This window comes from Bradyrhizobium sp. 27S5 (assembly GCF_037217225.1).
Classification (GTDB): domain Bacteria; phylum Pseudomonadota; class Alphaproteobacteria; order Rhizobiales; family Xanthobacteraceae; genus Bradyrhizobium; species Bradyrhizobium septentrionale.
The window spans coordinates 3,095,896-3,110,273 of sequence record NZ_CP147714.1 but is presented as its reverse complement, the minus strand read 5'-3'; the positions used below and the strand labels follow the sequence as shown (position 1 = coordinate 3,110,273).

The 14,378-nt window shown below is 64.8% G+C and carries 13 protein-coding genes; 6 read left to right on the top strand and 7 right to left on the bottom strand.

What is annotated here, in order from left to right:
- The first annotated feature begins 161 nt into the window (after positions 1-161).
- Entirely contained in the window at positions 162-1,088 is a 927-nt protein-coding gene (locus WDM24_RS14400) for a LysR family transcriptional regulator (protein WP_338698853.1), read from the top strand.
- A gap of 159 nt (positions 1,089-1,247) precedes the next feature.
- Positions 1,248-2,945: an ATP-binding protein gene (locus tag WDM24_RS14395; protein WP_338698851.1), complete on the top strand. Its 1,698-nt coding sequence runs from the start codon at positions 1,248-1,250 to the stop codon at positions 2,943-2,945.
- Positions 2,946-2,955: 10 nt separating this feature from the next.
- On the opposite strand, the gene WDM24_RS14390 is transcribed toward WDM24_RS14395, so the two are convergent.
- Positions 2,956-3,378: a hypothetical protein gene (locus WDM24_RS14390; RefSeq protein ID WP_338698849.1), complete on the bottom strand. Its 423-nt coding sequence runs from the start codon at positions 3,376-3,378 to the stop codon at positions 2,956-2,958.
- On the bottom strand, positions 3,378-4,088 hold the full coding sequence (locus WDM24_RS14385) for a TetR/AcrR family transcriptional regulator (RefSeq protein WP_338698846.1): 711 nt from the start codon (positions 4,086-4,088) through the stop codon (positions 3,378-3,380). The genes WDM24_RS14390 and WDM24_RS14385 overlap by 1 nt, the downstream gene beginning before the upstream one ends.
- A 162-nt stretch (positions 4,089-4,250) precedes the next feature.
- On the opposite strand from WDM24_RS14385, the gene WDM24_RS14380 reads away from it, so the two are divergent.
- Positions 4,251-5,438 carry an HlyD family secretion protein gene (locus tag WDM24_RS14380; protein ID WP_338698844.1) on the top strand — a complete coding sequence of 396 codons (1,188 nt, stop codon included), beginning with the start codon at positions 4,251-4,253 and terminating at the stop codon, positions 5,436-5,438.
- An 8-nt stretch (positions 5,439-5,446) separates the two neighbouring features.
- Positions 5,447-7,057, top strand: coding sequence for a DHA2 family efflux MFS transporter permease subunit (locus tag WDM24_RS14375; protein WP_414645719.1), 1,611 nt, complete (start codon positions 5,447-5,449; stop codon positions 7,055-7,057).
- Positions 7,058-7,094: 37 nt separating this feature from the next.
- On the opposite strand, the gene WDM24_RS14370 is transcribed toward WDM24_RS14375, so the two are convergent.
- The 3 genes from WDM24_RS14370 to WDM24_RS14360 all read right to left on the bottom strand — a co-directional run bounded on the left by WDM24_RS14370 (position 7,095) and on the right by WDM24_RS14360 (position 10,223).
- Positions 7,095-8,738 (bottom strand): benzoate-CoA ligase family protein, encoded by a 1,644-nt coding sequence (locus tag WDM24_RS14370; protein ID WP_338831702.1) that lies wholly within the window; start codon positions 8,736-8,738, stop codon positions 7,095-7,097.
- Between the two features lie 170 nt (positions 8,739-8,908).
- Entirely contained in the window at positions 8,909-9,724 is an 816-nt protein-coding gene (locus WDM24_RS14365; protein ID WP_338831701.1) for an alpha/beta hydrolase, read from the bottom strand.
- Between the two features lie 4 nt (positions 9,725-9,728).
- Positions 9,729-10,223 carry a MarR family winged helix-turn-helix transcriptional regulator gene (locus WDM24_RS14360; RefSeq protein WP_024579672.1) on the bottom strand — a complete coding sequence of 165 codons (495 nt, stop codon included), beginning with the start codon at positions 10,221-10,223 and terminating at the stop codon, positions 9,729-9,731.
- A gap of 293 nt (positions 10,224-10,516) precedes the next feature.
- Here WDM24_RS14360 and WDM24_RS14355 point away from each other — a divergent pair, with 293 nt between their 5' ends.
- Together WDM24_RS14355 and WDM24_RS14350 are read left to right on the top strand one after the other, a co-directional pair.
- Positions 10,517-11,683, top strand: a complete 1,167-nt coding sequence (locus WDM24_RS14355) for an ABC transporter substrate-binding protein (protein WP_338831700.1) — start codon at positions 10,517-10,519, stop codon at positions 11,681-11,683.
- Positions 11,684-11,764: 81 nt separating this feature from the next.
- Complete coding sequence (locus WDM24_RS14350; protein WP_026192554.1) at positions 11,765-12,217, top strand: cupin domain-containing protein; 453 nt, start codon at positions 11,765-11,767, stop codon at positions 12,215-12,217.
- Between the two features lie 240 nt (positions 12,218-12,457).
- Here WDM24_RS14350 and WDM24_RS14345 read toward each other — a convergent pair whose 3' ends face one another.
- Together WDM24_RS14345 and WDM24_RS14340 are read right to left on the bottom strand one after the other, a co-directional pair.
- On the bottom strand, positions 12,458-13,699 hold the full coding sequence (locus WDM24_RS14345; protein WP_338831699.1) for a flavin-dependent oxidoreductase: 1,242 nt from the start codon (positions 13,697-13,699) through the stop codon (positions 12,458-12,460).
- A 250-nt stretch (positions 13,700-13,949) separates the two neighbouring features.
- On the bottom strand, positions 13,950-14,378 hold the full coding sequence (locus WDM24_RS14340) for a RidA family protein (protein ID WP_338831698.1): 429 nt from the start codon (positions 14,376-14,378) through the stop codon (positions 13,950-13,952).

Below are 14,378 nucleotides of genomic sequence, written 5' to 3'. Positions count from 1 at the left end.
AGGACGAATCTCCACCGGCCTCTCCCTTTGATCGCCCTCTGTCCCGAGGTGTCGAGAGGCGACCGCAGGGAGTCGCCTTGGCCACATCAACGCGCGATTTGCCGAATTAGGGAAATTTTATTATCTTTGGTCCGGGCAAAGTATTTCTTATGGAGCTTGTCGTGGCCGGGAACTTCTCGCGGGACCTCACCATCCGCCAGCTGCGTGCGCTGTCCACCGTGCACCACGCCGGCTCGATCACGTCGGCGGCCAACCAGCTGAACCTGACGCAGCCAGCAGTGACGCTGCAGCTCCGCAACCTGCAGGCGCTCGCCGGATTGCCGCTGATCCAGCGCACCGGCGACGGCATGGCGCTGACCGATGCCGGCGCGCATGTGCTGACGCTGGTCGAGCGGATCGAGGCGGCGCTCAAGGACTGCGAGCAGTCGCTCGACATGATCGCAGGCCGCAGCGGCGGCCGCGTCGCGATGGGCGCGGTCTCGACCGCGAAATACTTCGTGCCTTTCGCGATCGCGGCGTTCTCGCGCCGCTTTCCCAAGATCGAGGTCACGCTCAGGATCGGCAACCGCGAGGAGATCCGCGACGCGCTGCGCGGCTACGATCTCGACATCGCGGTGATGGGCCGGCCGCCGGCCGATGTCGAGGTCGAGATGAAGCCGCTCGGCCGGCATCCGCACTTCATCATCGCTGCGCCCGATCATCGGCTGGCGCGGCGGCGGCACGTCGCCACATCGGAGCTCACCAATGAGACCTTCATCACCCGCGAGCAGGGATCAGGCACGCGGATGCTGATGCAGCAATATTTCGAGCGGGTCGGGCTGGAGCCGAAGCTCGGCATGGCGATGGACAGCAACGAGACCATCAAGCAGGCGGTGATGGCCGGACTCGGCATCGCCTTCATCTCCCAACACACGGTGTTTCACGAGCTGGAGGACGGCCGGCTGGTGGTGCTCAAGGTGAAGGGCCTGCCGATCGTCCGGCAGTGGCACGCGATCAGGCGCATCGACAAGATCCTGCTGCCGCCCGCGCAGGCCATGCTGGACTTCCTCGGCAAGGAGGGCTGGCGCTATCTGCCGAATTCGCGCTAGCGCCGCGCACTGCCGCGATGCACGCGCGATCGAGAAAAACGAAGTGGCGCCGTATGTTAGGCATTGAAGTTCCGCGAAACGCATGTCACATCTTGAGTGCGGCCACCTGGCGGACCGTATCCCCCAAGGGAGGATGAACTGCAGAACCAGTCCCCGCCGATGCCTGACTTCAAGGCGGTATTCGAGGCGGCGCCCGGCCTCTATCTGGTGCTGACCCAGCCCGACTTCCGCATCGTGGCAGTAAGCGACGCCTATCTGCGTGCCACCAAGACCGAGCGCGCCGCGATCCTTGGGCGCGGGCTGTTCGAAGTCTTTCCCGACAATCCCGACGATCCGGCCGCCGACGGGGTACGGAACCTGCGCGCCTCGCTCGAGCGGGTGGTCCAGTTCCGCCGTCCCGACACCATGTCGGTGCAGAAGTACGATATCCGCAAGCCCGACTCGGAGGGCGGCGGCTTCGAGGAACGTTACTGGAGCCCGCGCAATTCGCCGGTACTCGGGCCGAGCGGCCAGTTCACCTACATCATCCATCGGGTCGAAGACGTCACCAGCTTCATCCAACTGAAGCAGCGCGGCGCCGAGCAGGACAAGCTGACGGACCTGCTGCGCGAGCGCACCGAGCAGATGGAAGCCGAAATCTTCATGCGCGCCCGCGAGGTCGAAGCCGCCCGCGAACAGCTCGAAGCCGAGCAGAAGCTGCGCCAGGTGCAGAAGATGGAGGCTGTCGGTCACCTCACCGGCGGCATCGCGCACGACTTCAACAACATCCTGACCGTCATCACTGGCCTGATCGACATCCTCGCCGAGGCCGTGGAGCACGATGCCGCGCTGTCATCAGTGACGAAAATGATCAGCGACGCGGCATTTCGCGGCGCCGAGGTGACCAAGCATTTGCTGGCCTTCTCGCGGCAACAGCCGCTGCAACCGCGTGAAGCAGACCTCAACACGCTGGTGCAGGACACCGCGCGGCTGCTGCGCCCCTCGCTCGGCGAGCAGATCGAAATCGATACCGCGCTCGAGCCCGACGCCTGGCCGGCCTTCATCGACCCCAACCACATGTCGACCGCGCTGCTCAATCTCGCCCTCAATGCCCGCGATGCGATGCCCGATGGCGGCAAGCTGATGCTGGAGACCAGCAACGTCATCCTCGACGAGGTTTATGCCGCCGCCAATCTCGATGCGCGGGCGGGCGAATATGTGATGGTCGCAGTCAGCGACACCGGCGCCGGCATTCCGGAGGGGATCCGCGAAAAGGTGTTCGAACCGTTCTTCACCACCAAGGACACCGGCAAGGGCACCGGCCTTGGGCTCAGCATGGTCTACGGCTTCATCAAGCAGTCCGACGGCCACCTCAAGATCTATTCCGAAGAGGGCCACGGCACCTCGATCAAGCTCTATTTGCCGCGCAGCAGCGGCGACATGGTCGACGTCGAGCCGCCTCCTCTGGTCGACACGCGTGGCGGCAATGAGTCCATCCTGGTCGTCGAGGACGATCCGCTGGTCCGCAACTATGTCAGCGCCCAGCTCGAGCAGCTTGGCTACCACACGATGGTCACCGCCAACGGCCCCGAGGCATTGGCTGCCGTCGAAAACGGGTTCGTCTGCGACGTGCTGTTCACCGATGTTATCATGTCCGGCGGCATGAACGGCCGGCAGGTGGCCGATGCGGTGATCGCGAAGCTGCCGTCGGTGCGCGTGCTCTTCACCTCAGGCTATACCGAGGACGCGATCATCCACCACGGCCGTCTCGACCCCGATGTGACGCTATTGCCGAAGCCCTATCGCAAATCCGATCTGGCACGGATGATCCGCCAGGTGCTGGCCCAACCGCCGGCATCAGCGGTGGCAGCCAAGTAGCAGGGCACGCTTAGGGTCCGAAACTCGAGCGGCTCTGGATCTTCCAGGCGCCGTCGAGCAGGCTCAGCACGTAAAGCGAATCGTAGATCCCGATGATCGATCCGTCCTCGCGATAGCGCGTGTAGCGAACGGCGTAATGCGCTTTCGCCGGCGATGACTGCACGAGCGTCGTCTCGTTCCAGGCGCTGCGGTGCCAGCCGTCCTGCTTGCGCAGCCGCTCGAACAGGTCCATCGGATTGTTGCCGCTCTGCTGATAGACGGTAACTGCGCCGCCCGCGATCCGCACATGCGGGAAGTGCATCAGCGCATCCATCGCCGCGGCGTCATAACGATTGAGCGCCGCCATCCAGCGCGTCAGAACGTCCTGGCATTTGGCTTGGTCGTCGCGCGAAATCTGCGCCTCGACGGTGTAGGTCGGCCCCGGCTCAGGCATCACGCGTCTCCACTCTGCTTGCTGGTCTGGCCGGCCGGCACCGCGCATCCGGACAGGAAGAGGGCCGCGCAGGCCTTTGCGCGTGCCTCGATCTCGCTGCGTGCCGGCGGCGGCTTGTGCCCGAACATGACGTCGCGTTGCGGCTTGAACACGAGCATGCCGAGCAGCATGCCTGCGGCAGTCTCCGCATCGTCGAGCACGATCCGCCCCCGCCTCTGCTGCACGCCGAGCCAATTCGCCAGCGCGGCGATGGTGCGCTGCATGGCCTTTTCATAGAAGGTCTCGGCAATGTCGGGGAATTTGTCGCTCTCGGCCAGGATGATCCGTTGCAGCGCGATCACCTCGCCATCGAGGATGAGCTCGGCGCAGCTCAGCAAGGCGGCCTCCAGCGCCGCCGCAATATTGCGGCCGTCGCAGGCGCCGAGATTCACGATGGACACGAACCGGTCCACCCGGTCCGTCACCATGCCTTCGAACAGCGCGAGCTTGGTCGGGATCAGCCGGTAGAGTGTCTTGGTGGAGACGCCGGCGCGGCAGGCCACGTCGGCGATGTTGGCCGCAGCGAAGCCGCGTTCCGAGAACTCACGCCGCGCGGCCTCATAGATCAGCGCGCGCGTCTCGTCGTCGGAGCGCAGCTGCGGCCGCCCGCGGCCGCGCCGCTCCGGTGCCGGCGCGCTTTGTCCTGCCTGACCTTTGCCCTTTCCGTTCATCGGTCGATCCGAGCCATGCTTTTGGATGATGCCTGTCATTCTATTGACAGTCCCAATTTGGACTCTATTTTGGAAAACATCAAGTTTCCTAATCAATCCCGCCAGCCGACACCGGAATAGGCAAGATTTTACAACGGGATAGAACGGATCAGGAGCGCCGCCATGAGCCAGCATGAGACATCATTCAAGGCCGAGAGCCAGGTTCCGGCCGAGACCGCCAAGCAATTGATCGCCGCTCCGGAGGCCTCAAGGGCGCCCGCCGCCAAGGGCAAGCTTCGCCGCCTGCTGCTGACTGGCGCAGCTCTCGCCCTCCTCTCCGGTGGCGCCTGGTACGGCTGGGATTACTGGACGGTCGGCCGCTTTCAGGTCTCGACCGACGACGCCTATGTGAAGGCCGACAACACGACCATCGCACCCAAGGTCTCCGGCTATCTCAGCGCGGTGCTGGTCGGCGACAACGAGCATATACGCGCCGGCCAGGTCCTGGCGCGGATCGACGACCGCGATTTCAGGGTCGCGCTGGATCAATCGAAAGCCGACGTCGCCGCCGCCGAAGCCGCGATCACAAGCAAGCGCGCGCAGCTCGACGTGCAGCATTCCGTGATCGAAGCTGCCCGTGCGACGCTCGATGTCGACACCGCAACGCAGACTTTCGCTGAGCAGGAGAACAAGCGCTACACCGACCTCGCCGGCACCGGCTACGGCAGCGTGCAGAACGCGCAGCAGGCGCAGTCGCGCTACGCCAGCGCGCAGGCTGCGATCGCCCGCGACACCGCGAACCTCGCCTCCGCCCAGCGCCAGGTGGAGCTGCTCAAGGCTGAGATCGCCCAGGCGGTCGCGGCGTTGGGACGGGCCACTGCCCTGCAGCGCCAGGCCGAGCTCAATCTCAGCTACACCACCATCACTGCCCCGATCGACGGCGTCGTCGGCAACCGCACGCTGCGCACCGGCCAGTACGTCCAGGCCGGCACGCAGTTGATGTCGCTGGTGCCGGCCAGCGGCGCCTATGTGATCGCGAACTACAAGGAGACCCAGCTCACCAATGTTCGCAAGGGACAGCCGGTCGAGATCGAGGTCGACATGTTCCCCGGTCAGGTCGTACGCGGCCATGTCGACAGCCTCGCGCCGGCGAGCGGTCAGGAATTCGCGCTGCTGCCGCCTGACAACGCCACCGGCAACTTCACCAAGGTGGTGCAGCGCATCCCGGTGAAGATCGTGCTTGACGCAACTTCCGTCGAGCTGCGGCCGGGCATGTCCGTGATCCCGTCCATCGCGACGCTTTCACATCCTGCCGAGGACGCCCCGCACGCCAAGGCCACCCCGAAACTCGCTGTCGCCTCGTTCAAATAGGTGATGTCATGTCCGACCTCGCGCTCTCCTCCCCCGCCGCCGCGCCCCGCGCTGCGGCCGCCGTCGATCCCAACCGCGCCAGCGTGACCGTCTGGATTTCGATCCTGGCGGCCATGATCGGTGCCTTCATGGCGATCCTCAACATCCAGATCACCAACGCCTCGTTGCTCAACATCGAGGGCGGCATCGGCACCGGCGTCGACAATGGTTCCTGGATCTCGACATCATACCTGATCGGCGAGATCGTGGTGATCCCGCTGACCGACTACCTCAGCCGTGTGTTCTCGTTCCGCAAGATCATGATCGTCCACGCCACGCTGTTCGCGATCTTCTCCGTCGCCTGTGCCTTCACCCACGATCTGCCGTCGATGATCACGATGCGCGGCTTGCAGGGCTACTTCGGCGGCGTGCTGATCCCGATGGCGTTCACGCTCGTGTTCACCAAGCTGCCGAAGCCGCAGCAGCCGATTGGGCTGGCGATGTTCGCGCTCGCCGTGACCTTTGCCCCGGCGATCGGCCCGACCATCGGCGGCTACCTCACCGAGAATTACGGCTGGCAGACCATCTTCTTCGTCAACGTGATTCCGACCGCGGTGATGGTCATCACCCTGTATTTCACGCTGGAACGCCAGCCGATGCAGCTCCACCTGCTCCGCGAGGGCGACTGGCTCGGCATCATCACGATGGCGATCGGTCTCTCGTCGCTGCAGGCGGTGCTGGAGGAAGGCAACAAGGACGACTGGTTCGGCTCGCCCTTCATCGTCAGGCTCGCGGTGATCGCAGCCGTCAGCCTCACCCTGTTCGTCGTGATCGAGCTCGTGGTCGAGAAGCCGCTGCTCCGGCTGCGGCTGCTGACCCAGCGCAGCTTCGGCTTTGGCACCATCTCGGCGGTGTTCGTCGGCTTCGCGCTGTTCGGCTCGGTCTATTTGCTGCCCGCCTATCTCGGCCAGGTGCAGCGCTACAATGCCGAGCAGATCGGCCAGGTGCTGGCCTGGACCGGCCTGCCGCAGCTGATCCTGATTCCGCTGGTGCCGAAGCTGATGCAGCGCTTCGATGCCCGCCTGATCGCGTTCACCGGCATGGCGCTGTTCGCGGTCTCCTCCTTCATGAACATCCAGATGTCGCTCGACTATTCCGGCGACCAGTTCTTCTATCCGAACATCGTCCGCGCCGTCGGCCAGGCGATTACGCTGGCCCCGTTGTCCGCGATCAGCCTCGGCAGCGTCGCGCCGCAGGATGCGCCGGCGGCCTCCGGCATCTCCAACATGATGCGCAACCTCGGCGGCGCGATCGGCACCGCGCTGCTCGCGACCATCGTCACCAAGCGCGAGCAGTTCCACTCCAACATCATCGGCCAGTCCGTCCATCTCGGCCGCGAGGAGGTGCGCACGAGGATCGCCGAGATCACCAACTACTTCCTCAGCCACGGCATCTCGGACCCCGCCACCGCACACAGCCAGGCGATCGTGGCGATCGGCAATATCGTCAAGCGCCAGGCGCTGGTGCTCGGCTTCAGCGACGCGTTTGCGGTGATCGGCGTCGTGCTGGTGCTCGCCGCAATCGCGATCGTGCTGACCGGCAAGCCGAAGAGCGCGGCGGGCGACGCCGGCGCGCATTGAACTCTCGATGGCGACGGCCGCAGCCGGCGCCCTGCTCTCAACTAGCTTCTCGCAGCTTGAAGCGCTGGATCTTTCCGGTCTGGGTCTTCGGCAGCGCCTCGACGAAGGCGATCGCGCGGGGATATTTGTACGGCGCGATCGTCGCCTTGACGTGATCCTGCAACAGCTTGACCTCGGCGTCGTCGTTGCGCGCACCCTGCTTCAGCACGATGAAAGCCGAGACGATCTGTCCCCGCTCCTCATCGGGCGCGCCGACCACGGCACACTCCGCGACATCGGGATGCCCGAGCAGCGCGGCCTCGACCTCGGGGCCGGCGATGTTGTAGCCCGCCGAGATGATCATGTCGTCGGCACGCGCCACGAACGACAGCCGGCCGTTCTCGTCGCTGACGAAGGCGTCACCGGTGATGTTCCAGCCATCGCGGACATATTTGGTCTGCCTGGAGTCCGCGAGATAGCGGCACCCGGTCGGGCCGCGAACCGCCAACTTGCCGACCTGGCCCGGCGGCAGCTCGTTCATGTCTTCGTCGACAATCCTGGCCTGGTAGCCGGTAACAGGCGTGCCTGTGGTGCCGCCGACCGCGCTACCCGTCCGGTTGGTGATGAAGATGTGCAGCAGCTCCGTGCTGCCGATGCCGTCGAGGATCGGCTTGCCGGTCTTCGTCGTCCAGCTCTCGAACACCGGCGCCGGCAGCGTTTCGCCGGCCGAGACCGCGAGGCGCAACGAGGACAGATCGGCACCCTTGTCCATCGCGGCCATCATCGCCCGATAGGCGGTCGGCGCCGTGAAGCAGATCGTCGCCTTGTAGGTTTCGATGATCCTGACCATCTCGCTCGGCGCCGCGTTCTCCAGCAGTGTCGCGGTGGCGCCAAAGCGCAGCGGGAAGATCGCAAGGCCGCCGAGTCCGAAGGTGAAAGCGAGCGGCGGCGAACCGACGAACACATCGTCCGGCGTCACCTTGAGCACTTCCCTGGCATAACCGTCCGCCACGATCAGGAGATCGCGGTGGAAATGCATGGTCGCCTTGGGTTCACCCGTGGTGCCCGACGTGAAGCCGAGCAGTGCGACATCGTCGCGGCCGGTCTTCACCGCATCGAACTTCACCGGCTTGTTCAGCGCGATCCGGTCGAGTTCGGCATCGTGGTTCTGGGTGCCGTCGAAATTGACGACCTGCTTGAGGAATTTGCTGGTCTTGGCGCAGGCCACCAGCTCATCCGCGATGCGGCTGTCGGTCAGCGCCAGCGCGATCTCGGCCTTGTCGATGATCTTGGCCAATTCGCCGGCGCGCAACATCGGCATCGTGTTGACGACAACCGCGCCCGCCTTGGTCGCTGCGAGCCAGGCCGCAACCAGCGCCGGGTTGTTGCCCGAGCGGATCAGGACGCGATTGCCGGGCTTGACGCCGTAATTCTCCACCAGCGCATGCGCCAGGCGGTTCGACCAATCTGTCAATTCCTTGTAGGTGCGCTGGCGGCCGTTGCCGATCAGCGCGATGCGATCGCCCATGCCCTGCTCGACGATGCGGTCGGTCAGTTCGACCGCGGCGTTGAGATAGTCGGGATAGCTGAATTCAGGCCGGTCGAGCAGCAGTTGCGGCCATTGCGCGAACGGCGGCAGGTTGCGACGTGCGAAATCGTCAACATGCCCGGATGGGCCGAGCCCGGGAAATTCACCTGACATTCGATTGCCCCTCGCTTTCCATCCAGAAAGGCCAAGATCTTGTCCACCAAGACCAATATCGAGAAGATCGAGGACGCCCGGCAGCGTTCCAATCGCCAATCATTTTATACTTAAAATAATTTGGCGCAAGGGTGGAAATCGCGTGGAAATGGCCGCGCCCTTCCCGAACCTCAGATCTGTGTGAGCTGCTTCAGCCGCGCGACCATCGCGGATCCCGGGTCGGCGAGCGGTGCGATCGCGGTGAAATGATTGGCATCGGGCACGACGCCGAACTGCGTTGCCACGCCCGCTTTGCCCCAGGCATCGACGATGGTCCGGCTCTGCCGGTGATATTCGGCGCTCTCATTGCCGCCGACGACGGCATCGAGCGTCGCGCCCGCCGGCGCTTTCCAGAACAGCGGGCTCGCCGCCCTTGCTGCGGCGCCGTCGAGGCCGAGTGCCTTGTTGATAGAGGTGCCGACCAGCGGCTCGAGCTCGAACAGGCCGGAGATCGCGTACGCGGCCCTGACCAGGTTCTTCGGCAGCGACGTATCATAGGCCGGCCAATCGGTCGCCAGCATGCATGCGGCAAGATGTCCGCCCGCCGAGTGCCCCGACACGACCAGCGGGCGGCCGAGCTTCGCCAGTTCGCGTGTTGCCGCCCGCATCTCCTCGATAATGTCGCCGACCGAGACGCCGGGGCAGAGATCGTAGCTCGGCACCGCGACACTGATGCCGTGGCCATTGAGGCCGCGCGCGCAGTGGCTCGATGACGAACCGTCGAGCGCCTGCCAGTAGCCGCCATGGATGAAGACGACGAGTGGCCCGTCGCTGTTACCCTCGAACAGGTCGATGATGTTGCGGCTGCCCGGACCATAGGTCAGCCGCCGCGGCGGGTGCTGCTCGCGATAGGCCGCGGCGTCCCTCGCCCAGCCGGCCAGCAGCGCCGGATTTTCCGGCACCCGTGCCCGGTTGTTGTATTCGACCTCGTAATCGATCTCGGTCACGGCGCTACGCGGTCCTCGCCTTGGCGGAGCGCTGCGCCGAGCCCTTGGCCTTGGCGAGCAGCCGCATCAGTTCGCGGATATCCTTCGGCGAGAGGTCGCCGAAGATGTCGGCGATCCATTTCTCGTGCTCGGCTGCCATCTTGCGGAACTCGGCGCGGCCGAGCTTGGTCAGCCGGATGAACTGCACGCGGCGGTCCGTCTCGGAGGTGCGGCGATCGAGGTGACCGGACTCGACTAGGCGCTCGACCAGCCCGGTGACGTTGCCGTTCGACACCATCATCCGCTTCGACAGGTCCGACAGCGTCATGCCGTCGGATACCTTGTCGAGCTGGGCCATCAGGTCGAAGCGCGGCAGCGTGACGTCGAATTTCTCGCGCAGCCGGCTGCGCACCTCGCCTTCGATCAGCGTGGTGCAGGTCAATAGCCGCAGCCACAGCCTGAGCTCGGTGCCGTGATCGTCGGGCAGTTCGACGGCTTTGGTTTCGGAATCAAGGATCATGCGGCGATCGCGCCTCTACAGCGAGTTCCGGTCGGACCGATTGCTTTGAGCTTCAAGCAATTCGCGGCGCCCCGCAAGTACAATTGCGAATCGTGCCTGCTACATCAGGCCGATCCTGCAATTTCTTTAAACTTCAAGCAATTGGCGCGGCGCTTGCATGTGCGGCGCGTGCATGGTGCGCGACGATCGCCCTGACGCGATGCCACATCGCTTGCAGCGGTCGCGCGCGTCAGACTAAGCTGAGCCCAAACAAGTTGAAGCCGAGGCATCGAGCCAGTGGTCGGGGGAGTGAGATGAAGCAATTGACGAAGCTCGCGGGATTGGCGGCGCTGCTGGGTATTGCGGTCAGCCCGGCGGCCGCGCAGGAGAAGATCAAGATCGGCGTGCTGGTGACGACCTCGGGGCCGGCCGCCGCGCTCGGCCAGCAGGTCCGCGACGGCTTTGCGCTTGCGATCAAGGATCTCGGCGGCAAGATGGCCGGCCGCGATGTCGAGATCGTCAACGGCGACGACGAGCTCAAGCCCGACGGCGCCGTGGTCAAGGTGCGCGGCCTGCTCGAGCGCGACAAGGTCGATTTCGTGGTCGGCCCGATTTTCTCCAATATTCTGCAGGCGATCCACCGACCGGTCACCGACAGCAAGACCTTCCTGATCAGCCCGAATGCCGGCCCCTCCAGCTACGCCGGCAAGGAGTGCAACCCGTTCTTCTATGTGACGTCGTACCAGAACGATCAGGTGCACGAGATCCTCGGCAAGGTGGCGCAGGACCGCGGCTACAAGCGCGTCTATTTGCTGGTGCCGAACTATCAGGCCGGCCGCGACTCCGTCGCCGGCTTCAAGCTCGATTACAAGGGCGAGATCGTCGAGGAATCCTACACGCCGCTCAACACGCTGGATTTCCAGCCCGAACTCTCCAAGATCGCCTCGCTGAAGCCGGACGCGCTGTTCACCTTCATGCCGGGCGGCATGGGCGTGAACCTCGTGAAGCAGTACAAGCAGGCCGGCGCGACGGTGCCGGTGCTCTCGGCCTTCACCGTCGACGAATCCACTCTCCCTGCGCAGCAGGACGCCGCGGTCGGCATGTTCGGCGGCGCGAACTGGGCGCCGAACCTGGACAATCCGCAAAGCAAGAAGTTCGTCGCGGCTTATGAGGCGGCCTACAACGGCGTGCCCGGCACCTATGCGATGCAGGCTTATGACGCGGCGCTGTTGATCGACAGCGCGGTCAAGGCGGTGAAGGGCGACCTCTCCAACAAAGACGCGGTCGCGGCGGCGCTGAAGAAAGCGGATTTCACTTCGCTGCGCGGTAACTTCAAGTTCAACACCAACGGCTATCCGATCCAGGATTTCTACCTCACCAAGGTCGCGAAGCGGCCGGACGGCAAATTCCAGACCGAGATCGTCGAAAAAGTGTTCTCGAACTATGGCGACCGCTACGCCAAGGACTGCGCCTCCAAGTGAATCACTCAAAGTGTTTTCAAGCGAAGTGGACACCGGTTCGCGAGAAGAAAACGCGTCAAACAAAGCGAGGGAAACATGACGATGAAAGACGAGATCGCCGGCATCACCCGCGCCAATGAGGGCATCCAGGGCATTTCCTGGAGCATCCTTGGCCAAACCTACGTGCCGAAGAGCCGCACCGAGCATTCGTTCTCCTGGCACGCCACCTTCCCGCCGGGCACGTTCGTTCCGCCGCACATCCATCCCGACCAGGACGAATACCTCTACATCCTCGAAGGCAAGCTCGACTTCATGCTCGACGGCGCCGATGAATCCGCCACGCCTGGTGACCTAGTACGCCTGCCGATGGGCAAGCCGCACGGCATCTTCAACAAGTCGCAGCAGCCGGCCAAGACGCTGTTCTGGGTGTCACCGACCCGCAGGCTCTACGACCTGTTCTGGGCGATCCACAACATGAAGGAACAGAACCCGGATGACGTGGTGCGGCTCGCCGCCGAGCACAACATCCACTTCCTGCCGCCGCCTCCGGCGTAATCGCCTCCCTTGGCTACTGCCACGCCACCACACGCGCGGCAAAGCCGTCCTCACTCCGTCATCCTGAGGAGCCGCGAAGCGGCGTCTCGAAGGATGCACGGCCCGGCTGGTGGCCGTCGACCCTTCGAGACGCCGCGCTGCGGCCTCCTCAGGGTGACGGATAGGGTGTTGCGTCTCCACCAGGAGGGTCAACGATCCGAGCCGGGCTTGGGAGCGTCGTCCTCCTTCAGCAGTCCCCCGCTACTGCCGCGCCACCACGCGCGCGGCAAAGCCGGCCTTCGCGGCATAGCCGCGCACGATCGCCTCCCGCGCCTCGTAATTGAGGATGGTGTCGACGTCGGTAAATCCCTGCGGCGCGAGCTGCTCGACGGCGTCGATCACGCCCTCGGGACCGCCGCGGCGGTTGGAGGCGACGATGTCGGCGGTCATCGGCAGCCGCTGCCGCTCATAGGCCGCCAGCGCCTGGCGCGGATGCTCCGCCCGTGCCAGCGTGTCGCCCAGGCACCTCGCATCGAGAATGGCCTGTGAGGCGCCGTTCGAGCCGACCGGATACATCGGATGCGCAGCGTCGCCGAGCAGCGTGACGCGTCCGCTCGACCAGTACGGCAGCGGATCCCGGTCGCAGCACGGATACTCCCAGAACTCCGGCGTCGCGTTGATCAGGCCGGTGAAGTCGACCTGCGGGATCGTGAAACCAGTGACGTAAGGCATCATCTCGTCGCGCCGGCCGAGATTGGACCAACCCTCGCGGCGCGGCGGCGGCGAGGAGCCGTCGCCGATCCGCACCAGCACCGCCCAATTGGTGAGGCGGCTTGCCGGGCTCGAGCCCGGCGCGATCGGATAGATCACGGCCTTGGCGTTCAGCCCGCCGGCGATGATCATCGAGCGTCCGGTCAGGAAGGCCGGCCAATCGGTCGCGCCACGCCACAGCATCAGCCCGTTCCAGCACGGCCCGCCTTCCTCCGGAAACAGCATCTCGCGCACCTTGGAGTGGATGCCGTCGGCGCCGATCAGAATGTCGCCGCGCGCAGTGTGCACATGGCTGCCGGCGCGGTCGAAGAAGTAGGCCGAGACGCCGCCCTCGTCCTGCGTGAAGGAGCCGAGCCGGCAACCGGTGCGGATCGCATCCGCGCCGAGACGGTCGATCACCGCCTGGTGGATCACGCCCTGAAGGCGGCCGCGATGAACAGAGAATTGCGGCACGTCGTGCCCAGCGTCGAGCCCGCGCTTCTCGTGCCAGACCTGCTGGCCGTGCCGCGTCAGATAGAACAGCTCAAAGGTGCGGATCGCGACGTCGTCGAGCTTGTCGAGCAAGCCAAGCCCCGCCAACTCGCGGATCGCATGGGGCAGCGTGTTGATGCCGACGCCGAGTTCGCGGATCGTCTCCGACTGCTCATACAGCTCGCAAGCGATGCCGCGCGAACGCAGCATCAGCGCAGTGGTAAGGCCTCCGATTCCGCCTCCGACGATAATCGCCTTCATCGTCCTTTACTCCACTCACAACAGGACGTTTTTACGCTTGCGCCTAGGGTCGCACGGCCGCTTGGCTGGCCGCAAGCGGGTTTGCCGCCCCGAACTCGGGCTGGCCCGCGATGATTGGGCTTAGGCTTAACATTGCTTCAGCGTACTCCAATCTATTCCCGTCACCCTGAGGTGCGAGCACAGCGAGCCTCGAAGGGTCGACGGCCGCCAGCCGGGCCGTGCATCCTTCGAGACGCCGCTTCGCGGCTCCTCAGGATGACGGATTACTCTGAGGCCTATCCCCTCGATCCGGCAGCACCGCTATCGCCTGGATCTCCACTTTGGCGCGATCCTCGATCAGGCCGGCAACCTGGACGGCGGTCATCGCCGGAAAGCTCCGACCGATCACGTCGCGATAGACCGCGCCGATCTCCTTCAGCCGCGCGGAATATTCCTTGCGGTCGAGGAGGTACCAGGTCATCGACACGATGTGCTCGGGCCCGGCCCCGCCGGCGGCGGCGACCGCGACGATGTTGCGCAGGGTCTGGGCGATCTGCGCCACGAGATCGTCGGTCTCGAACACGCATTGCCCGTTCCAGCCGATCTGGCCCGCGATGAAGATCTGCTTGCCGCGCGCGGCCATGCCGTTGGCGTAGCCGATCGGCTTCGCCCATCCGTCCGGTTGCAGGATCTCGATCAT